Source organism: Cellulosimicrobium sp. ES-005, from assembly GCF_040448685.1.
GTDB lineage: Bacteria > Actinomycetota > Actinomycetes > Actinomycetales > Cellulomonadaceae > Cellulosimicrobium > Cellulosimicrobium cellulans_G.
The window spans coordinates 1,266,661-1,287,623 of record NZ_CP159290.1; the positions used below are offsets into that span (position 1 = coordinate 1,266,661).

Genomic DNA, 20,963 nt, shown 5'->3' on the forward strand with positions numbered 1-20,963 from the left:
AGAAGGAACGAACATGACGTCCGAGACGAAGGCCCCGGAGACGCAGGCCACGACGGCGAAGGCCGCGGCGACCAGCCCGAGCTACTCCATCACGCTGCGCGTCGAGGCCCCGAGCGGGCACCGCACCGCGAGCGACCTCGTCGCCGCCGTGAGCGCGACGGGCGCCGCGATCACGGGCGTCGACGTCTCGGAGTCGGGCGCGGACCGCCTCGTCGTCGACGTCACGGCGGACACCGTGGACGCCGCGCACGTCGAGCAGATCCGCGACGCGCTCGGGGCGCTCGACGGCATCACCGTCCGCCACGTGAGCGACGCGACGTTCCTCATGCACCTCGGCGGCAAGCTCGAGGTCAACCCCAAGGTCCCCCTGCGCCACCGCGCCGACCTCGCCCGCGCCTACACGCCCGGCGTGGCGCGCGTGTGCCTCGCCATCGCCGAGCGCCCCGAGGACGCGCGCCGTCTGACGGTCAAGCGCAACACCGTCGCGGTCGTGACGGACGGCACCGCCGTCCTCGGCCTGGGCGACATCGGCCCGGCCGCCGCGCTCCCGGTCATGGAGGGCAAGGCGGCGCTCTTCAAGCAGTTCGCGGGCGTCGACGCCTGGCCGGTCTGCCTGGACACGACCGACACCGAGGAGATCATCCGCACCGTCAAGGCGATCGCGCCCGTGTACGGCGGGATCAACCTCGAGGACATCTCCGCGCCGCGCTGCTTCGAGATCGAGCGCCGCCTGCGCGAGGAGCTCGACATCCCCGTGTTCCACGACGACCAGCACGGCACCGCGATCGTCGTGCTCGCCGCGCTGACGAACGCGCTGCGCGTCGTGGGCAAGCGGATCGAGGACGTGCGCATCGTCGTCTCGGGCGTCGGCGCCGCGGGCAACGCGATCATCTCGCTGCTCCAGGGTCAGGGCGCGCGCCGCATCGTCGCGTTCGACCGGCACGGCGCGATCCACCCGGGTGCGAACCTCACCGACGAGCACCGCCGTCGCCTCGCCGAGACGACCAACGCCGAGGGCTTCACGGGCACGCTGCGCGAGGGCCTCGCGGGAGCCGACGTGTTCATCGGCGTCTCCGGCCCCAACATCCTCACGGGCGACGACGTCGCGACGATGGCCGACGACGCGATCGTCTTCGCGCTCGCGAACCCGACGCCCGAGGTCGACCCCATCGCCGCCGCGCAGCACGCGACCGTCGTCGCGACGGGACGCAGCGACTACCCGAACCAGATCAACAACGTCCTCGCCTTCCCGGGCCTGTTCCGCGGGCTGCTCGACGTCGGCGCGAGCGAGATCTCGGACGAGATGCTGCGCGCCGCGGCCGTCGCGATCGCGGACGCCGTCGCGCCCGAGGAGCTCAGCGCGAGCTACATCGTGCCGAGCGTGTTCGAGCCCGCGGTCTCCAAGGCGGTCGCGCGCGCCGTCGCCGAGGTCGCGGAGCGCGCCCGTGCGGAGCAGGCTCAGGAGAGCACCACGTCGGGTCACCACGTCGGGTCGGCGCCCCGGTCCTGACGCACCGTCGTCAGCCCGGCCGCCCCGCAGAAAGGACACACCATGACCACCACCACGGCCGTCGCCGTCCACGGACCCGCCGTCGAGCGGTCCGACGAGATCCTCACGCCCGACGCGCTCGACTTCGTCGCCGACCTGCAGCGGCGCTTCGGCGCCCGCCGCGACGAGCTGCTCGCCGCGCGCGCCGCGCGACGCGAGGAGGTGGCCCGCACGGGGCGCCTCGACTTCCTGCCCGAGACCGCCGACGTGCGCGCGGGGGACTGGACGGTCGCCGGCGCGCCCGTCGACCTCCAGGACCGCCGCGTCGAGATCACGGGGCCGCCGACGCCCAAGATGGCGATCAACGCTCTCAACTCGGGCGCGAAGGTCTGGCTCGCGGACCTCGAGGACGCGTCGACGCCGCACTGGAGCAACGTCGTCGGGGGTCAGGTCGCCCTGCACGACGCGACGCGCCGCACGCTCGCGTTCACGTCGCCCGAGGGCAAGCAGTACGCGCTGCGCCCGGAGACCGACGGCGACCCGCTCGCCGTCATGGTCGTGCGACCGCGTGGGTGGCACTTCGACGAGGTGCACCTCACCGTGGACGGGACGCCCGCGGTGGGTGCGCTCGTCGACTTCGGGCTGCACTTCTTCCACAACGCCGCGGAGCTCGTCGCGCGCGGGTCCGGGCCGTACTACTACCTGCCGAAGATGGAGTCGCACCTCGAGGCGCGCCTCTGGGACGACGTCTTCTCGCACGCCGAGGAGTCCCTCGGGATCCCGCACGGGACGATCCGCGCGACGGTCCTCATCGAGACGATCCCGGCCGCGTTCGAGATGGACGAGATCCTCTACGAGCTGCGCGACCACGCGTCGGGCCTCAACGCGGGCCGCTGGGACTACCTGTTCTCCGTCATCAAGTACTTCCGCGACTCGGGCCCGTCGTTCACGCTCCCGGACCGCGGCGCGATCACGATGACCGCACCGTTCATGCGCGCGTACACCGAGCTGCTCGTCCAGACGTGCCACAAGCGCGGCGCCTTCGCGATGGGCGGCATGGCCGCCGTCATCCCGAACCGCCGCGAGCCCGAGGTCACGGCCCAGGCGTTCGACAAGGTGCGCGCGGACAAGCAGCGCGAGGCGGGGGACGGGTTCGACGGCTCGTGGGTCGCGCACCCGGACCTCGTGCCCGTGTGCCGCGAGGTGTTCGACGGCGTGCTCGGCGAGCGGCCCAACCAGCTCGACAAGCAGCGCCCCGAGGTCCACGTCACGGCCGACCAGCTCCTCGACGTGTCGTCGGCGCAGGGCGACGTCACCGAGGCCGGGCTGCGCAACAACCTCTACGTGTCCGTCGCGTACGTCGCGGCGTGGCTCGCGGGCAACGGCGCGGTCGCGATCCACAACCTCATGGAGGACGCCGCGACCGCGGAGATCTCGCGCTCGCAGGTGTGGCAGTGGGTGCGCTCGGGCGCGTCGTTCACCGCGGGCGAGAGCGCGGGCACGACCGTCACCGCGGACCTGGTCCGCACGCTCCTGCGCGAGGAGACCGCCCGGCTGCGCGACGACGTCGGGCACGAGGCCTACGACGCCGGGCCGTACGACCGGGCGGCGGCGCTCGTCGAGGACATCGCGCTCAACGAGCACTACGTCGACTTCCTCACGCTGCCCGCGTACGAGGACGTCGTCGCGCACGAGCAGGACGCCTCCTGATGCCGGCGGGGTTCCCGGAGGGAGCGGGCGAGGAGTCCAGGAGCGCCTTCAGCGAGCAGGGGATCGACGCGCTGCACGCGACGCTCGACGGCCTGCTCGCCCCGTGGGACGCGGAGCTCGACGCGCGGTACCCGGGCGACGACAGCTCGCGCCAGCCCGTGCACACCGTCTACGTGCCGGGTGACCGGTACACCGCGGGCCTCGTGCCCGAGTGGGCGGCCCGGGCGCACGAGGCGGTCGACGCGGCGGGCGGCGGCACCGACGGCGTACGTCGGCTCGTCGACCTGCTGGGGATCGGCGCGGGGTCCGGGGACCGTCTCGCCGACGCCGTGGCCGAGCGCGTGCGCACCAAGCTCGCCGTCGAGGCGATCGAGGACCTGCGGATCGACTTCGAGGACGGGTTCGGCGACCGCGGCGACGCGGCCGAGGACGCCGCCGTCACGGCGGCGGCGCGCGAGCTCGCGCGGGCCGAGGCGCAGGGCACGGCGACGCCGTTCTCCGGCATCCGGATCAAGTGCCTCGAGGCCGCCACGCGCCGGCGCGGGGTGCGCACGCTCGCGCTGTTCGTGGCCGAGCTCGTCGCGGCCCGCGCCGCGCACGGGCACGCAGGGCTGCCCGACGGGTTCGTCGTCACGCTCGCCAAGGTCACCGCGCCGCAGCAGGTCGAGGCGATGGCGGTCGCGTGCGAGCGCGTCGAGCAGGCGAACGGCCTCGGACCGGGCAGCCTGCGGTTCGAGGTGCAGGTCGAGACGCCGCAGGCGCTGCTCGCGGCGGACGGCACGGCCACCGTGGCGCGGCTCGTGCACGCCGCGCCCGGACGTGTCACCGCGCTGCACTACGGCACGTACGACTACTCGGCGTCGCTCGGCATCGCCGCGGCCTACCAGTCGATGGAGCACCCGGCGGCCGACCACGCGAAGTCCGTCATGCAGCTCGCCGTCGCGGGCACGGGCGTGCGGCTCTCCGACGGCTCGACGAACGTGCTGCCGGTCGGTGACCCTCAGGCCGTCGACGCCGCGTGGCGCCTCCACGGGCGGCTCGTGCGCCGGTCGCTCGAACGCGGCTACTACCAGGGCTGGGACCTGCACCCGGCGCAGCTCCCGAGCCGGTTCGCGGCCACCTACGCGTTCTATCGCGAGGGCGCGGCGTCGGCGCTCGCGCGCCTCGCCGCGTACGTCGGGTTCGTGCCCGACGCCGGCGGCGTGCTCGACGAGCCCGCCACGGCCAAGGCGATGGCCTGGTTCCTTGGGCGCGGCGTCGACTGCGGCGCGCTCACCGAGGCCGAGGTCCGCGCCGCGACCGGCCTCGACCGCTCCGGGCTCGACGCCGTCCGCGTCTCGGGCCACGCCCCGCAGCCCGTCGCGGGCTGACGACCCACGCCCTCCGCGCCCTCACCCACCCCGCCCCCGTCCAGCCCGCCGCGACCGACCGACGTCGGCCGGGCCACCATCCCGAGGAGTGAACCGATGACCCAGACCACCCCCTACTACACCCCCCAGGGTGGCCTGCCCGGCCAGACCGAGCTGCTCACCGACCGCGCGATCGTCACCGAGGCGTACACGGTGATCCCGCGCGGCGTGCTGCGCGACATCGTCACGAGCAACCTGCCGGGCTGGGAGAAGACCCGGCTGTGGGTGCTCGCCCGGCCGATCGAGGGGTTCGCGACGACGTTCGCGCAGTACGTCATGGAGGTCTCGCCCGGCGGCGGGTCGGACCAGGGCGAGGACGAGGAGACCGTGCAGTCCGTCGTCTTCGTCACGGAGGGCACGCTCGTGCTCACGCTCGCCGGGGTCGAGCACGTGCTGGAGCCCGGCGGGTACGCGTACCTCGCGGCGGGGGAGCGATGGGCGCTGCACAACCGCTCGGACGCCAAGGCCGCGTTCCAGTGGATCCGCAAGGTGTACGAGCCGATCCCGGGCCACACCGCGACGTCGTTCGTCACGCGCGAGCAGGACGTCGAGCCGCGCGCGATGCCGGACACGGACGGCGTGTGGGTGACGACGCGGTTCGTCGACCCCGACGACCTCGCGCACGACATGCACGTGAACATCGTGACGTTCCAGCCCGGCGGGTCCATCCCGTTCGCGGAGACGCACATCATGGAGCACGGCCTGTACGTGCTCGAGGGCAAGGCCGTCTACCGTCTCAACGGCGACTGGGTCGAGGTGCAGGAGGGCGACTTCATGTGGCTCCGGGCGTTCTGCCCGCAGGCCTGCTACGCGGGCGGCCCCAAGCCGTTCCGCTACCTGCTCTACAAGGACGTGAACCGGCAGGTCAAGCTCGACCGTCGCCGCTGACGCGACACCTGACGAGGGCACGACGAGGGCCCGGTTCCGCACGCGGAACCGGGCCCTTTCCATGCCCGCCACGGGACGGGGTGACGCAGCGGCTGTTGACGCTCCGCGGCGAGCGTGCCTACACTTCCATACAGCAGAAGAAAAGTTCCGCAGAATGGAATCGCAACGTAGCGAGACGCGGACGGACCCAGGGAGACGACGATGAGCCCCGCACCGACGTACACCGTCAACTGCTCGATCCTGCTCACGGACCTGCCGCTGCTCGAGCGGCCGGCCGCCGCCGCGGCGGCGGGGTTCCGGGGCGTCGAGTTCTGGTGGCCGTTCGCGTCGCCCACGCCCGCCCACGACGAGGTGGACGCGTTCGTCGGCGCGATCGAGGCGGCGGGCGTGCAGCTCACGGGCCTGAACTTCGACGCCGGCAACATGCCCGGCGGCGACCGGGGCCTCGTGTCGTGGCCCGCGCGGTCGTCCGACCTGCGCGCGAACCTCGACGTCGTCACCGCGATCGGCGAGCGCACCGGCTGCCGCGCGTTCAACGCGCTCTACGGCAACCGCCAGGAGGGCGAGACGCCCGAGGCGCAGGACGCGCTCGGCGCCGAGAACCTCGCGCTCGCGGCGCGGGCCGTCGGGCGCATCGGCGGCACGGTGCTCGTCGAGCCCGTGAGCGGCGCGCCGGCGTACCCGCTGACGACGGCGGCCGACGCCGTGCGCGTCATCGACCGGGTCGCCGCCGACCACGGCGAGACGAACCTCGGTCTCCTGTTCGACGTCTACCACCTGGCCGTGAACGGCGACGATGTCGACGCGGCCCTGTCGACGTACCGCGGCCGCATCGCGCACGTGCAGGTCGCGGACGCGCCCGGTCGCGGCGAGCCCGGCACGGGCGACCTGCCGATCGAGCGCTGGACCAAGGACCTGCGCGCCGGCGGCTACGACGGCTGGATCGGCCTCGAGTACAAGACCGCGGCCGCCGACCCGTTCGCGTGGCTCCCCGCCGCCGAGCGCTGACGCGACCCCCGGCCGTCCGTCGGCCGTCCCGACCCCCGACCTGAACCACCCAGAGGAGCACACCATGGCCTCCATCGCCTTCATCGGACTCGGCATCATGGGCAGCCCCATGGCCGTCCACCTGCAGAACGCCGGCCACGACGTCGCGGGCTACAACCGCAGCCCCGAGAAGACCGCGCCGCTCGTCGAGGCGGGCGGTCGCGCGGCCGGGTCGGTCGCCGACGCGGTCTCGGGCGCGGACGTCGTCGCGATCATGGTCCCGGACTCGCCCGACGTGGAGGCGGTGCTCACCGGCGACGACGGCGTCCTCGCGAACGCGAAGCCCGGCGCGCTCGTCGTCGACTTCTCCTCGATCCGCCCGGACGTCACGGTCGCGCTCGCCCAGCAGGCGAAGGACGCGGGGCTGCGCATCGTCGACGCCCCCGTCTCGGGCGGCGAGCCGGGTGCGATCAACGCCGCGCTGTCGATCATGGTGGGCGGCACGCCGGAGGACTTCGAGGCGGCCAAGCCGTTCCTCGACGTCGTCGGCAAGACGGTCGTGCACGTGGGCCCGAACGGCTCCGGCCAGACCGTCAAGGCCGCGAACCAGCTCATCGTCGCCGCGAACATCCAGGCGCTCGCCGAGGCGGTCGTCTTCCTCGAGGCCTACGGCGTCGACACCGAGGCCGCGATCGAGGTGCTCGGCGGCGGGCTCGCCGGCTCGGCCGTCCTGAACCAGAAGGCGCGCAAGATGCTCGACCGCGACTTCGGCCCCGGCTTCCGGATCGAGCTCCACCACAAGGACCTCGGCATCGTCACCGCCGCGGCCCGCGAGGCGGGCGTCGTCGCGCCGCTCGGCGGCCTCGTCGCCCAGCTCATGGCCTCCGCGCGCGCCAACGGCGACGGCGGCCTCGACCACTCCGGCCTGTTCCGCGGCGTCGAGCGCCTGTCCGGCCGCGACGGCTCCTGACCTTCCCCCTGACGACGACGTCACCTCCAGCAAGGAGAGAAAACCATGCCTCGTATGCGTGCGGTGGACGCCGCAGTGGCGATCCTCGAGATCGAGGGCGCGACCCAGGCGTTCGGCCTGCCCGGCGCCGCCATCAACCCCTTCTACTCCGCGATGCGCGCGCACGGCGGCATCGACCACGTGCTCGCCCGCCACGTCGAGGGCGCGTCGCACATGGCCGACGGCTACTCCCGCGCGAAGCCGGGGAACATCGGCATCTGCATTGGCACGTCAGGCCCCGCGGGCACCGACATGATCACCGGCCTCTACGCCGCGTGGGCCGACTCGATCCCGATGCTCTGCATCACGGGCCAGGCGCCGGTCGCCAAGCTCGACAAGGAGGACTTCCAGGCCGTCGACATCGCGAGCATCGCCGCGCCGGTGACGAAGATGGCCAAGACCGTCCTCGAGGCGGGCCAGGTGCCGCAGGTGTTCCAGCAGGCGTTCCACCTCATGCGCTCGGGCCGCCCGGGGCCGGTGCTCATCGACCTGCCGATCGACGTGCAGCTCACGGAGATCGAGTTCGACCCGGCGACGTACCAGCCGCTGCCCGTGCACCGCCCGACGGCGACGCGCGCACAGGCCGAGAAGGCGATCGACCTGCTCCTGGCGGCCGAGCGACCCCTGCTGATCGCGGGCGGTGGCATCGTCAACGCGGGCGGCGAGGACCTGCTCGTCGAGCTCGCCGAGACCCTGGGCGTCCCGGTGATCCCGACCCTCATGGGCTGGGGCGCCATCCCGGACGACCACGCGCTCATGGCCGGCATGGCCGGCCTCCAGACGTCGCACCGCTACGGCAACGCGAACCTGCTCGCCTCGGACTTCGTGCTCGGCATCGGCAACCGCTGGGCCAACCGCCACACCGGGGGCCTCGACACGTACCGCGAGGGTCGGACGTTCGTCCACGTGGACATCGAGCCGACGCAGATCGGTCGCGTGTTCGCACCGGACTACGGCATCGTGTCCGACGCGAAGGCGGCCCTCGAGCTGTTCGTCGAGGTCGCGCGCGAGCGCCGCGACGCGGGGCAGGCGCGCGACTACTCCGGCTGGGCCGCCGAGTGCGCCGAGCGCAAGCGCACGCTGCAGCGCAAGACGCACTTCACCGAGATCCCCATCAAGCCGCAGCGCGTGTACGAGGAGATGAACAAGGCGTTCGGGCCCGAGACCCGCTACGTCACGACGATCGGGCTCTCGCAGATCGCCGGCGCGCAGTTCCTCCACGTGTACAAGCCGCGCCACTGGATCAACGCGGGCCAGGCGGGTCCGCTCGGCTGGACCGGGCCGGCGGCGCTCGGCGTCGCGAAGGCCGCGCCGGACGAGCCGGTCGTCGCGCTCTCGGGCGACTACGACTTCCAGTTCATGATCGAGGAGCTCGCGGTGGGCGCGCAGTTCAACCTGCCGTACGTGCACGTGGTCGTGAACAACTCCTACCTCGGCCTCATCCGGCAGTCGCAGCGGGCGTTCGACATGGACTACCACGTGCAGCTCTCGTTCGAGAACGTCAACTCGCCCGAGCTCGGCGGCTACGGCGTCGACCACGTCAAGGTGGCCGAGGGCCTGGGCTGCAAGGCGATCCGCGTGACCGACCCCGAGGGGCTCGGCGAGGCGTTCGCGAAGGCGCAGGCCATGGCGGCCGAGTTCCGCGTGCCGGTCGTGGTCGAGGTCATCCTCGAGCGCGTCACGAACATCGCCATGGGCGTCGAGCTCACGGGCGTGAACGAGTTCGAGGACCTCGCGATCTCGGCCGAGGACGCGCCGACCGCCGTCGCGCTCCTCGACTGAGACGCCCACCGCCGAGGTGGAACGCCGGTACGGCGAGAGGGAGCGCTGGTACCGCGAGGCAGAACCCTGGTCACGACCCGGAGCGAAGGAGGACGGGATGAGCACGACGGTCCCGCAGGAGCACGAGTACGACCTCGTTGTGCGCGGCGAGCGCGTGCTCGTCGCCGGCGGCGAGCACCCGCGCGAGGTGGGCGTCGTCGGGGGAGTGGTCCGCGCGATCGAGCCGCTCGGCGCCGGGCTCGACGGCGCGCGCGTCGTCGAGCTGGGGCCGCACCAGGTGCTGGTCCCCGGCCTCGTCGACACGCACGTGCACGTCAACGAGCCCGGGCGCACCGAGTGGGAGGGGTTCGCGTCCGCGACGCGGGCCGCCGCCGCAGGCGGGGTGACGACGATCGTCGACATGCCGCTCAACTCGATCCCGCCGACGGTCGACGTCGCGGCGCTCGAGACCAAGCAGAAGGTCGCGCGCGACCAGGCGTTCGTCGACGTCGGGTTCTGGGGCGGCGCCGTGCCCGGCAACGCGGACGAGCTGCGGCCCCTGTGGGACGCGGGCGTGTTCGGGTTCAAGTGCTTCCTGCTGCACTCGGGGGTCGAGGAGTTCGGGTACCTCGAGCCCGACGAGCTCGAGGCGGACCTGCGCGTCCTCGCCGACTTCGACGGGCTGATGCTCGTGCACGCCGAGGACTCGCGCGCCATCGAGCACGCGCCCACGCCGCACGGCGACCACTACGACACGTTCCTCGCGTCGCGCCCGCGCGGCGCGGAGAACGTTGCGATCGCGGCGGTGATCGAGGCGGCCCGCTGGACGGGCGCGCGCGCCCACGTGCTGCACCTGTCGAGCTCCGACGCGCTGCCGATGATCCGCAGCGCGAAGCGCGAGGGCGTACGGATCACGGTCGAGACCTGCCCGCACTACCTGGCGCTCGCGGCCGAGGAGATCCCCGACGGCGCGACGCAGTTCAAGTGCTGCCCGCCCATCCGGGAGATCGACAACCGCGAGCTGCTGTGGGAGGGGCTGGTCGACGGCACGATCGACTGCGTCGTGTCCGACCACTCGCCGAGCACCCTCGACCTCAAGGACCTCGACACGGGCGACTTCGGGACGGCGTGGGGCGGCGTCTCGTCGCTCCAGCTCGGGCTCGCGATCGTGTGGACCGAGGCCCGGACGCGCGGCGTGCCGTTCGCGCGCGTCGTCGAGTGGATGTCGTCGCGCCCGGCCGGCATCGCGGGGCTCCGGCGCAAGGGCTCGATCGCGCTCGGCTTCGACGCCGACCTCGCGATCGTCGAGCCGGACACGGCGTTCGTCGTCGACCCGACGGCCCTGCACCACAAGAACCCCATCACGCCGTACGCCGACCGCGCGCTCTCGGGCGCCGTCGTCGCGACGTACCTGCGGGGCGAGGAGATCACCTTCGACCGCCCCACGGGTCGCCTCCTCGCGCGCGGCGAGGCGTGACGCGCTGAGACTCCCGTGCCCGGCCGCGGGGGCCGGGCACGGGGAACCACCTGACCCGCACACGACGAGGGGCGGCACCGCTGGTGAGTGCCGCCCCGTCGTCGCGCGGGTCGGGTCAGGACTCGGCGAGGAGCTCGTCGAGCTGCTCGTAGCCCTCGCGCACGCCGACCTCCATGCCGCTCGCGACGAAGCTGTCGCGGCCCTCGATCGAGTCGACGAGCGACGTCGCGGTGAGGCGGCTGCGGCCGTCGGGCAGGTCCTCGAACACGAGACGGTCGAGCGAGACGCCGTCGGGGAAGCCCTCGAACGTGAACGTCTGGACGATGAGCTCGTCCGGTCGCACCTCGTGGACGCTGCCGAAGAACGCGTACTCGTTGCCGTCGGGGTCCACCTGGACGTAGCGGTAGGCGCCGCCCGTGCGCACGTCCCAGTGCTCGTTGCGCTGGGTGAGGTAGCGCGGGCCGTTCCAGCGCGCGAACAGCTCGGGGTCGAGGTGGGCACGGAAGACCTTCGCCGCGGGCGCGTCGAACTCGCGCACGATGCGGACGATCGGGAGGTCCTCCGGGACGACGATCTCGGTCTCGTGGGTGCCGGTGGTGGTCATGATCCTGCTCCTGTCGTCGGGTCGTTCGGGGGCGCGGCCGGCCGGTCGGGCAGGTCGCGCAGGACGTCGTCGAGGCGGCGGTAGCGGTCCTCCGCCTCACGCCGGTATCGCTCGATCCACTTGGTCATGAGGTCGAAGACCTCCGCCTCGAGGTGCACGGGGGCGCGTCGGGCGTCCGTCGTGCGGGTCACCAGGCCGGAGTCCTCGAGCACGCGCAGGTGCTTGGACACCGCCTGGACGGACATGTCGTACGGCCGGGCGAGCTCGCCGACGCTGGCGTCTCCCGACGCGAGCCGGGCCACCATGTCGCGGCGCGTGGGGTCGGCGAGCGCCGAGAACACGCGCGAGAGCGGGTCGGCCGTCACGGGACCTCCTCGTGGGGCGCCGGGTGCGGCGTCCCGTTCATCAACTGTTCGGTTGACGACGACGCTACGCCTCGCGCCCGCGGTCGTCAACCCCTTGGTTGATAAATGATCTCAGCGCCGTCGGGCGCGCTCGAAGTCGTCGAGCGCGACCCGCCGCTCCACGGCGTGGTCGACGATCCGCTCGGGGTACTCCGCGGGTCGCTCCCGCAGCCTCCAGGGCTCGTGGACGGCCCGGCCCTCCACGCCGCGGAGCTCCGGCACCCAGCGCCGCACGTAGTCCCCGTCGGGGTCGAACGTCCTGCCCTGGGTCACCGGGTTGAAGATGCGGAAGTACGGTGCGGCGTCGCGCCCCGTGCCGGCGACCCACTGCCAGTTGAGCTGGTTCTGCGACACGTCGCCGTCGGCCAGGTGCGCCATGAAGTGCGCCGCGCCGCGCTGCCACCGCACGTGCAGGTCCTTGACGAGGAACGACGCGACGACCATCCGCACGCGGTTGTGCACCCATGCCTCGCCAAGGAGCTGGCGCATGCCGGCGTCGACGAGCGGGTACCCGGTGCGCCCGGCCGCCCAGGCCGCGAGGAGCCGGTCCTCCTCCGCGCCGGTCGCCCACGCGTCGTCGGGCACGACCGTGCGCAGCGACCGCCGCGCCGCCCCGGGGTGGTGGAACAGGACGTCCGCGTGGAACTCGCGCCACGCGAGCTCGGAGCGGTAGGCGAGCGCGTCGTCGGACGGCGCGAGCCCGTCGTGCAGCGCGCTCCGCACGTCGGCGAGCAGGGTGCGCGGGTGGAGCTCGCCCCACTTGAGCGGGACGGACATGCCCGACGTCGCCGCCCGGTCCGGGCGGTCGCGCTCGGTCGCGTAGCCCGCGAGGTGGTCCACGAGGAAGTCGCGCCACCGGCGGCGCGCGGCCGCCTCGCCCGCGGCGGGCAGGCGCGCGTCCGTCCCGGGGTCGTCCGGGACGCCGTCGGACCGCAGCGAGGCCCACGGCGCGTCGCGGGGCCGCGGCACCGGGTCGCGCCAGCCGTGCGCGACCCACGCCTCGCGGAACGGCGTGAAGACCTGGAAGGGCGTCCCGGTGCGCGTGAGCACACGCCCGGGCGCGACGGCGTACGGCGAGCCCGTGCGCATGAGGCGCGCCCCGGCGTCGGCCAGCGCCTGCGCGACCGCTTCGTCCCGCGCGACGCCGTAGGGCTCGAACGAGGCCGCGACGTGCACCTCGCCGGCGCCCACCTCGCGTGCGAGCGCGGGGACGACGGCCCGCGGGTCTCCGCGCCGCACGACCAGCCGCCCGTCCGTCGCGGCGTCGAGCGCCGCGAGGCTCCGGGCGAGGTACGCGCGGCGCGGTGCGCCCGCGGAGCCCCACAGGTGCGGGTCGAGGACGTAGAGCGCGACGACGTCGTCGCCCGCGTCCCGAGCGGCCTCCACCGCGGCGACGAGGGCCGGGTTGTCGGCGAGGCGCAGGTCGCGGCGGCACCACCAGATCGTCGGCACCCGGTCACGCTAACGGTCGCTTGCCGCGCACGCCGGTGGGAGCATCGAACGCATGGCGACGCGGGGTGGCGGCGGCGAACGCGAGTTCGAGGTCGAGCCGGACCCGGGTGCACCACCCGGCCCGGGCGCCGTCGCGCGCCCGCCCGGCTCAGCGGCCGGTCCGGGACCCGCGGCCGGCGCGATCGAGGGGGACCACGCGTTCTTCGGGCACCCGCGCGGCCTGCTGACGCTCTTCACCACGGAGCTGTGGGAGCGGTTCAGCTACTACGGGATGCGCGCGATCCTGCTGTTCTACCTCACGGACTCCGTGGCGAACGGCGGGCTCGGGATCGGCGAGACGACCGGTCTGGCGCTCGTCTCGATCTACGGCACGAGCGTCTACCTGCTCTCCGTCGTGGGCGGGTGGCTCGCGGACCGCGTGATCGGCTCGCGTCGCTCGGTCCTGTACGGCGGCATCGTCATCGCCGCAGGCCACGTCAGCCTGACGATCCCCGGCACGGGCTTCTCGATGGCGGGCATCGCGATGGTCGCGCTCGGGACGGGTCTGCTCAAGCCCAACGTGTCGTCCATGGTCGGCGAGCTCTACGCGCGCGACGACCCGCGGCGCGACTCGGGCTTCTCCATCTTCTACATGGGCATCAACCTCGGGTCGTTCGTCGCGCCGTTCCTCGTCGGGGCCGCGCGCGCCTGGGGCGGGTACCACGCCGGGTTCGCGGTGGCGGCGGTCGGCATGGCCGTCGCGCTCGTGTTCTTCGTCGCGGGCCGCCGCTACCTCGGCGAGGCGGGCGCGCACGTGCCCAACCCCGTGCGCCCCGAGGAGCGGGCGACGATCGCGCGCGTCTTCCTGCTCATCGCCGCGGGCGTCGTGCTCGTGGGGCTGATCGCGGTCCTGGTGGCCGGCGGCTTCGACATCTCGACGTTCATCGACACGATGTCCTACCTGGCGTTCCTCGCGCCGATCGCGTACTTCGTCGTCATGTACCGCTCGCCGCGCGTGACCGACGCCGAGCGCCCGCGCGTCATCGCCTACATCCCGCTGTTCGTCGCGGCGATGCTCTTCTGGATGATCTTCGAGCAGGCCGCCACGACGCTCTCCGCGTTCGCGAAGGACCGGACCGACCTGACGTTCTTCGGGGTCGGCATCAGCCCCGAGTTCTTCCAGTCGGTCAACCCGCTGTCGATCATCGTCCTGGCGCCCGTGTTCGCGTGGATCTGGATCAAGACCGGGGACCGGCCGATGACGGCCAACAAGTTCGCGATCGGCCTCACGCTCGCGTCGGTGTCGTTCCTCTTCCTCGCCGTCGCGTCCGCGGTCGTCGGCGACGGCAAGGCGCCGTCGTGGGTGCTGGTGCTCGTCTACGTGATCCAGACGCTCGGCGAGCTGTGCCTGTCTCCCGTCGGCCTCGCGGCGACGACGCTGCTGGCGCCGAAGGCGTTCCGGTCCCAGGCGATGGCGCTCTGGTTCCTCGCACCCGCGGCGGGTCAGGCCATCACGGCGCAGGTCGTGCAGGTCACCGAGGGGGCGTCCGACACCGCGTACTTCGGGGGGATCGGCGCCGTGACGCTCGTGTTCGCGCTCGCGCTGTTCGCGCTGGCCCCGTGGGTCACGCGGCACGTCCGCCACGCCGACGAGCTCGAGGGCGCGCACACGGCCGGCGCCTGACGGCGCTCGGTCGGCCACGCGCCGGGACCGTGACCGCGCGAGGTCGCGCCGTTGCGACCTCGCGCGGTCCCGGCGGGGCGGGCCGCCGTCAGCGCAGCCAGGGCGCCCGGCGGACGAGGGGCAGCGCGGCCCAGCGGCGGCCGAGCCCCCAGGTGTCGCCCGCGAGCGTCGTCGCGAGGACGACGAGGACCAGCACCACGAGGACGTGCTGGTCGACGACCGGGTTGTTCGACCCGGCCGCGAGCGGCCACTGCGACAGCCAGAGCATGCCGAAGAGCAGGGCGCCGCTCACCGCGGCCACCCGCAGGCCGATCCCGAGCAGGAGCGCGAGGCCGACGCCGAGCAGACCGAGCATGAAGAGCCAGTCCGTGACGGGGCCGGCCATCGCGGTGAAGGTGCCCGCGAGCGGGCCCTGGACCCCGTGCTCGAGGTACCCCTGGGCCGGGGCGGCACCCGCGAGCCACGCGCGGTCGCGCGGCGTCGCGTACCCGAGGCCGAGGAGCTTGTCGGCGAACGGCCAGAGGAACACGACCGCGGCGCCGAGCCGGGCGAGCGCGAGGGCGTGCCGGGCGGGGGAGCGCGTGACGACGTCGTCCTGGGTGACGGGACCGGTCGTCGCGGTGGCGGCGGCGCGCGCGGCGGTCTGGGAGGCGCCGCCGGGCGGTGAGGTCGTGCGTGCGGTGGACGTGGACATGAGGTGCCCCCTCGGGAACGGGATCTGAGGATCGGGTCGGTGCCGGGACCTGACCTGCCGCCGCTCTCCGTCGAGGCGTCGCCGAGGTCCCCGGCCGTGCCGTGCCCGTCCACGGTGGCAGGGTGCCCTGCGGCGGTTCAACCCTTACGTAACGTTTAGGTGGAGATCCCTCAGGGGGTAGGGACTCCGCGTACGTAGCCCGACGACCACGAGACGGACGCCCGGTTCGTCCGGTCCCCGACAGGCGTAATGTGACCCGGCGGCCGGAGGATCGGCCGCGGCCACCCGTCGAAGGAGCTGAACCGACATGAGCCGCCCCCTGCGCTCCCGGACGTCCACCCACGGCCGCAACATGGCCGGCGCCCGCGCCCTCTGGCGCGCGACCGGCATGGGCTCGGAGGACTTCGGCAAGCCGATCATCGCGATCGCGAACTCGTACACGCAGTTCGTCCCCGGCCACGTCCACCTCAAGGACATGGGCGACCTCGTCGCGTCGGCGATCCGCGAGGCCGGTGGCGTCTCCAAGGAGTTCAACACGATCGCCGTCGACGACGGCATCGCGATGGGCCACGGCGGCATGCTCTACTCGCTGCCGAGCCGCGACCTCATCGCCGACTCGGTCGAGTACATGGTCAACGCGCACTGCGCCGACGCGCTCGTGTGCATCTCGAACTGCGACAAGATCACGCCCGGCATGCTCAACGCCGCGCTGCGGCTCAACATCCCGGTGATCTTCGTGTCCGGCGGCCCCATGGAGGCGGGCAAGGCGGTCGTCGCCGACGGCGTCGCCAAGACCCACCTCAACCTCGTCAACGCGATCAACTACTCGGCGGACGACAACGTGTCCGACGCCGCGCTCGCGCAGGTCGAGGAGAACGCGTGCCCCACGTGCGGGTCGTGCTCGGGCATGTTCACCGCGAACTCGATGAACTGCCTCACCGAGGCGCTCGGCCTGTCGCTCCCGGGCAACGGCTCGACCCTCGCGACGCACGCCGCGCGCAAGGAGCTGTTCCTCGAGGCCGGCCGCACGATCGTCGACCTCGCCAAGCGCTACTACGAGGACGAGGACGACTCGGTCGCGCCGCGCTCGATCGCGACCAAGGCCGCGTTCTCCAACGCCATGGCGCTCGACGTCGCGATGGGCGGCTCGACGAACACCGTGCTGCACATCCTCGCCGCGGCTCAGGAGGGCGAGGTCGACTTCGACCTCACCGACATCGAGCGGATCAGCCGCCAGGTGCCGTGCCTGTCCAAGGTCGCGCCGAACCACCCGAACTTCCACATGGAGGACGTTCACCGCGCCGGCGGCATCCCCGCCCTCCTGGGCGAGCTCGACCGCGCGGGCCTGCTCGACCACGACGTCACGAGCGTCCACACCCCGACGCTGCGCGAGTGGCTCGACGACTGGGACGTCCGGGGCGGCAAGGCGACCGACCGCGCGATCGAGCTGTTCCACGCGGCACCCGGGGGAGTGCGCACCACGCAGGCGTTCTCGACGTCGAACCGCTGGGAGTCGCTCGACACCGACGCGGCCGAGGGCTGCATCCGCGACCTCGAGCACGCGTACACCGTCGAGGGCGGCCTCGCCGTGCTGCGCGGCAACCTCGCCGAGGACGGCGCCGTGTTCAAGACCGCCGGGGTCGACCCGGACGTCTTCCACTTCGTCGGCAAGGCGCTCGTCTGCGAGTCGCAGGACGAGGCGGTCGAGAAGATCCTCACCAAGCAGGTCGAGCCGGGGCACGTCGTCGTCGTGCGCTACGAGGGCCCCGCGGGCGGCCCGGGCATGCAGGAGATGCTGTACCCGACGTCGTTCATCAAGGGCCGCGGCCTCGGCAAGGTGACCGCGCTCATCACCGACGGCCGCTTCTCCGGCGGGTCGTCGGGCATCTCCGTCGGCCACGTCTCGCCCGAGGCCGCCGCGGGCGGCGTCATCGGCCTCGTCGAGGACGGCGACGAGATCGAGATCGACGTCGACACGCGCCTCATCCGCCTCAACGTCCCGGACGAGGTGATCGACGAGCGCCGCGCCAAGATGGAGGCGCGCGAGAACCCGTGGCAGCCGGTCGACCGCGACCGCTACGTCTCGCCCGCGCTCCAGGCGTACGCCGCGATGGCGACCTCCGCCGACCGCGGCGCCGTCCGCGACGTGTCGCTCATCAAGCGCAGCCGCTGATCCCGACGACGACGGGCCCGCACCTCGCGAGGTGCGGGCCCGTCGTCGTGCCGGGGGGGGGCGTCCGCGGCGGGCGTCAGCACTCCTCCTCGGACTGCTCCGTGACGACCCACCGCGTCCCCGCGGGTGCCATGACGGCGCTGCCGCAGTCGCCGCCGCCGTAGACGACGGACAGCACCGTCGTCTCGGCGCGCTCCTCGCGGACCGCGATCTCGACGTCCGGGACGTCGCCGACGGCCGCGTACAGGCCGGCGGTCGTCGTGATCATCGATGCGCAGTCCGTGATGCCCGGCCACCCCTGCGACGTCATCTCGGCGACCATCCGCTCGGCGAGCTCCGGGGTGAGGTAGCCGCACGCGACCTCCACGTCCGGCGCGCGGCTCGCGGCGAGCCACGCGCGGAACGACTCCTCGGGCGTCTCGCTGCGCTCTTCCGCGAGCTCCTCCTCGGGTGCCGGCTCGGTCTCGTCCTCGGTCGCGACGTCGTCGGGGGCAGCGGTCGGGGAGCCTGACGACGAGGGGGGCGCCGCCGACGTCGTGTCGCCGGGGTCCGCGCTCGACGGCCCCGGGGCGGTGCACGCGGTCGTCACGACCAGGGCGAGAGCGGAGACGAGGGCAGCGGTGGCGAGGGATCGTGTGCGCACGGGCCCATGATGCCGTGCGGTCCCTGGCCGGGTCGGCGTGTCTCGGGACGTCCGGCGCGCCGTCCGGCGACCGCGTTCCTAGAGTGGGGGCATGACTGGGCAGACCCCGCGCACGGACGCCGGACCCGACCTCAAGCCTCGTTCCCGCCAGGTCACGGACGGTCTGGAGGCGACGGCGTCGCGCGGGATGCTGCGCGCCGTCGGGATGGGCGACGAGGACTTCGCCAAGCCGCAGATCGGCATCGCGAGCTCGTGGAACGAGATCACGCCGTGCAACCTGTCGCTCGACCGGCTGGCGCAGGGCGCGAAGGAGGGCGTGCACGCGGGCGGCGGGTACCCGCTGCAGTTCGGGACGATCTCCGTCTCCGACGGCATCTCCATGGGCCACGAGGGGATGCACTTCTCGCTCGTGAGCCGCGACATCATCGCGGACTCGGTCGAGACGGTGGTCCAGGCGGAGCGCCTCGACGGGACGGTGCTGCTCGCGGGGTGCGACAAGTCGCTGCCGGGGATGCTCATGGCGGCGGCGCGGCTGAACCTGGCGAGCGTGTTCCTCTACGCGGGCTCGATCATGCCGGGCTGGGTCAAGCTCTCCGACGGCACGGAGAAGGACGTCACACTCATCGACGCGTTCGAGGCGGTCGGCGCGTGCGCGCGCGGGCTCATGAGTCGCGAGGACGTGGACCGCATCGAGCGGGCGATCTGCCCCGGCGAGGGCGCGTGCGGCGGCATGTACACGGCGAACACGATGGCGTCGGTCGCGGAGGCGATGGGCATGTCGCTGCCCGGGTCGGCGGCGCCGCCGTCGGCGGACCGGCGCCGGGACGCGTTCGCGCACCGCTCGGGCGAGGCCGTCGTCAACCTGCTGCGGCTCGGCATCACGGCGCGCGACATCATGACGAAGGAGGCGTTCGAGAACGCGATCGCCGTCGTCATGGCGTTCGGCGGCTCGACCAACGCGGTGCTGCACCTGCTGGCCATCGCGCACGAGGCGGAGGTCGACCTCACGCTCGCCGACTTCGACCGCGTCGCGAGCCGCGTGCCGCACCTCGGGGACCTCAAGCCGTTCGGGCGCTACGTGATGAACGACGTCGACCGCATCGGCGGCGTGCCCGTTGTGATGAAGGCCCTGCTCGACGCCGGGCTGCTGCACGGCGACGCGCTCACCGTCACGGGCCGCACGGTCGCGGAGAACCTCGCCGACATCGACCCGCCGGACCCGGACGGCAAGATCCTGCGGGCGCTCGACAACCCGATCCACCACACCGGGGGCATCACGATCCTGCACGGGTCGCTCGCGCCCGAGGGCGCCGTCGTGAAGTCCGCCGGGTTCGACGAGGACGTGTTCGAGGGGACGGCGCGCGTCTTCGAGCGCGAGCGGGCGGCGCTCGACGCCCTGGAGGACGGGACGATCACCGACGGCGACGTCGTCGTCATCCGGTACGAGGGGCCCAAGGGCGGCCCAGGCATGCGCGAGATGCTGGCGATCACGGGCGCGATCAAGGGCGCTGGGCTCGGCAAGACGGTCCTGCTGCTCACCGACGGCCGCTTCTCCGGCGGGACGACCGGGCTGTGCGTCGGGCACGTCGCGCCCGAGGCGGTCGACGGCGGGCCCATCGCGTTCGTGCGCGACGGCGACCCGATCCGGCTCGACGTGGCGAACAAGACGCTCGACCTGCTCGTCGACGCGGACACGCTCGCCGCGCGCCGTGACGGGTGGGCGCCGCTGCCGCCGACGTTCACGCGCGGCGTGCTCGCCAAGTACGCCAAGCTCGTCCAGTCCGCGTCTCGCGGCGCGATCCTCGAGTAGGCGCGGGCCGCGCGTGCGTCGGGCGCGGGCACTAGCGTGGTGTCGCACCTCGACGCAGCGACGCCCACCCGGAGGACGGCCATGACCCAGACGGCGGACGACCGCATCACCGCGCGCCAGTTCCACGACAGCGACGGCGTCGAGGACTGGCGGTACATCCTCGGGACGGTGCAGACGCTGTTCCGCACCGGGTCGTTCACCGCGGGGGTGGAGCTGGTCGACGCGATCGGCGAGCTCGCCGAGGCGGCGAACCACCACCCCGACGTCGACCTGCGCTACGGGACCGTGACGGTCCGGCTGTCCTCGCACGACGTCGGCGGCGTCAGCACGCGCGACGTGGCGCTCGCGCGGCAGGTCTCGGCCGCGGCGCGCGAGCTCGACCTCGTCGCGGACCCGACGGCGGTGCAGGACCTCGAGATCGCGATCGACACCCTGGTCGGCTCGGCGGTCCAGCCGTTCTGGCGCGCGGTCCTGGGGTTCGACGAGGGCTCCCCGGAGCTGCCCGCGCCCGACCTCCACGACCCGACGGCCCACGCTCCCGCGTTCTGGTTCCAGCAGATGGACGCGCCGCGCGAGCAGCGCAACCGCATCCACGTGGACGTGACCGTGCCGCACGACGTCGCCGAGGCGCGCGTGACGGCTGCCATCGCGGCGGGCGGTCACCTCGTGTCCGACCGTCGCGCGCCCGCGTTCTGGGTCCTCGCCGACGCCGAGGGCAACGAGGCGTGCGTCTGCACGTGGCAGGCGCGCGACTGACCGTCCGCCTGTGCCGCCGCACCTGTGAGACGCC

At 73.2% G+C, this 20,963-nt stretch carries 17 protein-coding genes; 12 read left to right on the forward strand and 5 right to left on the reverse strand.

What is annotated here, in order from left to right:
• Positions 1–13: 13 nt before the first annotated feature.
• From ABRQ22_RS05345 to allB, 8 genes are all read left to right on the forward strand, one after another.
• The gene (locus ABRQ22_RS05345; protein WP_353708818.1) at positions 14–1,510 is read left to right on the forward strand and encodes an NAD-dependent malic enzyme; all 1,497 of its coding nucleotides are present in this window, start codon (positions 14–16) and stop codon (positions 1,508–1,510) included.
• Positions 1,511–1,552: 42 nt separating this feature from the next.
• Positions 1,553–3,199 carry a malate synthase A gene (aceB, locus tag ABRQ22_RS05350; protein ID WP_353708819.1) on the forward strand — a complete coding sequence of 549 codons (1,647 nt, stop codon included), beginning with the start codon at positions 1,553–1,555 and terminating at the stop codon, positions 3,197–3,199.
• The gene (locus tag ABRQ22_RS05355; protein ID WP_353708820.1) at positions 3,199–4,569 is read left to right on the forward strand and encodes an aldolase/citrate lyase family protein; all 1,371 of its coding nucleotides are present in this window, start codon (positions 3,199–3,201) and stop codon (positions 4,567–4,569) included. The genes aceB and ABRQ22_RS05355 overlap by 1 nt, the downstream gene beginning before the upstream one ends.
• A 96-nt stretch (positions 4,570–4,665) precedes the next feature.
• Positions 4,666–5,496 carry a bifunctional allantoicase/(S)-ureidoglycine aminohydrolase gene (locus tag ABRQ22_RS05360; protein WP_053371404.1) on the forward strand — a complete coding sequence of 277 codons (831 nt, stop codon included), beginning with the start codon at positions 4,666–4,668 and terminating at the stop codon, positions 5,494–5,496.
• 201 nt (positions 5,497–5,697) lie between these two features.
• The gene (locus tag ABRQ22_RS05365) at positions 5,698–6,504 is read left to right on the forward strand and encodes a TIM barrel protein (RefSeq protein ID WP_353708821.1); all 807 of its coding nucleotides are present in this window, start codon (positions 5,698–5,700) and stop codon (positions 6,502–6,504) included.
• A gap of 64 nt (positions 6,505–6,568) precedes the next feature.
• On the forward strand, positions 6,569–7,453 hold the full coding sequence (locus ABRQ22_RS05370; protein WP_043654226.1) for a 2-hydroxy-3-oxopropionate reductase: 885 nt from the start codon (positions 6,569–6,571) through the stop codon (positions 7,451–7,453).
• A gap of 45 nt (positions 7,454–7,498) precedes the next feature.
• The gene (gene gcl / locus ABRQ22_RS05375; protein WP_353708822.1) at positions 7,499–9,274 is read left to right on the forward strand and encodes a glyoxylate carboligase; all 1,776 of its coding nucleotides are present in this window, start codon (positions 7,499–7,501) and stop codon (positions 9,272–9,274) included.
• 97 nt (positions 9,275–9,371) lie between these two features.
• Positions 9,372–10,730 (forward strand): allantoinase AllB, encoded by a 1,359-nt coding sequence (gene allB / locus ABRQ22_RS05380; RefSeq protein WP_253050636.1) that lies wholly within the window; start codon positions 9,372–9,374, stop codon positions 10,728–10,730.
• A 115-nt stretch (positions 10,731–10,845) separates the two neighbouring features.
• On the opposite strand, the gene ABRQ22_RS05385 is transcribed toward allB, so the two are convergent.
• From ABRQ22_RS05385 to ABRQ22_RS05395, 3 genes are all read right to left on the reverse strand, one after another.
• On the reverse strand, positions 10,846–11,334 hold the full coding sequence (locus ABRQ22_RS05385; protein ID WP_253050634.1) for an SRPBCC family protein: 489 nt from the start codon (positions 11,332–11,334) through the stop codon (positions 10,846–10,848).
• Complete coding sequence (locus ABRQ22_RS05390; protein ID WP_308202261.1) at positions 11,331–11,699, reverse strand: metalloregulator ArsR/SmtB family transcription factor; 369 nt, start codon at positions 11,697–11,699, stop codon at positions 11,331–11,333. The genes ABRQ22_RS05385 and ABRQ22_RS05390 overlap by 4 nt, the downstream gene beginning before the upstream one ends.
• Positions 11,700–11,810: 111 nt before the next feature.
• Positions 11,811–13,190 (reverse strand): deoxyribodipyrimidine photo-lyase, encoded by a 1,380-nt coding sequence (locus ABRQ22_RS05395; RefSeq protein ID WP_353708823.1) that lies wholly within the window; start codon positions 13,188–13,190, stop codon positions 11,811–11,813.
• Positions 13,191–13,242: 52 nt separating this feature from the next.
• Here ABRQ22_RS05395 and ABRQ22_RS05400 point away from each other — a divergent pair, with 52 nt between their 5' ends.
• Entirely contained in the window at positions 13,243–14,853 is a 1,611-nt protein-coding gene (locus ABRQ22_RS05400; RefSeq protein WP_353708824.1) for a peptide MFS transporter, read from the forward strand.
• Between the two features lie 88 nt (positions 14,854–14,941).
• Here the strand turns inward: ABRQ22_RS05400 and ABRQ22_RS05405 are convergent, their stop codons facing one another.
• Positions 14,942–15,547 carry a DoxX family protein gene (locus ABRQ22_RS05405; protein ID WP_353708825.1) on the reverse strand — a complete coding sequence of 202 codons (606 nt, stop codon included), beginning with the start codon at positions 15,545–15,547 and terminating at the stop codon, positions 14,942–14,944.
• A gap of 307 nt (positions 15,548–15,854) precedes the next feature.
• Here ABRQ22_RS05405 and ilvD (ABRQ22_RS05410) point away from each other — a divergent pair, with 307 nt between their 5' ends.
• Positions 15,855–17,720, forward strand: coding sequence for a dihydroxy-acid dehydratase (ilvD, locus tag ABRQ22_RS05410; RefSeq protein WP_353708826.1), 1,866 nt, complete (start codon positions 15,855–15,857; stop codon positions 17,718–17,720).
• 76 nt (positions 17,721–17,796) lie between these two features.
• Here the strand turns inward: ilvD (ABRQ22_RS05410) and ABRQ22_RS05415 are convergent, their stop codons facing one another.
• Positions 17,797–18,363: a hypothetical protein gene (locus tag ABRQ22_RS05415; protein ID WP_253050624.1), complete on the reverse strand. Its 567-nt coding sequence runs from the start codon at positions 18,361–18,363 to the stop codon at positions 17,797–17,799.
• Positions 18,364–18,454: 91 nt separating this feature from the next.
• Between ABRQ22_RS05415 and ilvD (ABRQ22_RS05420) the strand changes: the two genes are divergently transcribed.
• Together ilvD (ABRQ22_RS05420) and ABRQ22_RS05425 are read left to right on the forward strand one after the other, a co-directional pair.
• A complete protein-coding gene (ilvD, locus tag ABRQ22_RS05420; protein ID WP_253050622.1) occupies positions 18,455–20,173 on the forward strand; it encodes a dihydroxy-acid dehydratase in 1,719 nt (572 codons plus the stop codon).
• An 81-nt stretch (positions 20,174–20,254) separates the two neighbouring features.
• On the forward strand, positions 20,255–20,929 hold the full coding sequence (locus ABRQ22_RS05425; protein ID WP_353708827.1) for a VOC family protein: 675 nt from the start codon (positions 20,255–20,257) through the stop codon (positions 20,927–20,929).
• The last annotated feature ends 34 nt before the right edge of the window (positions 20,930–20,963 follow it).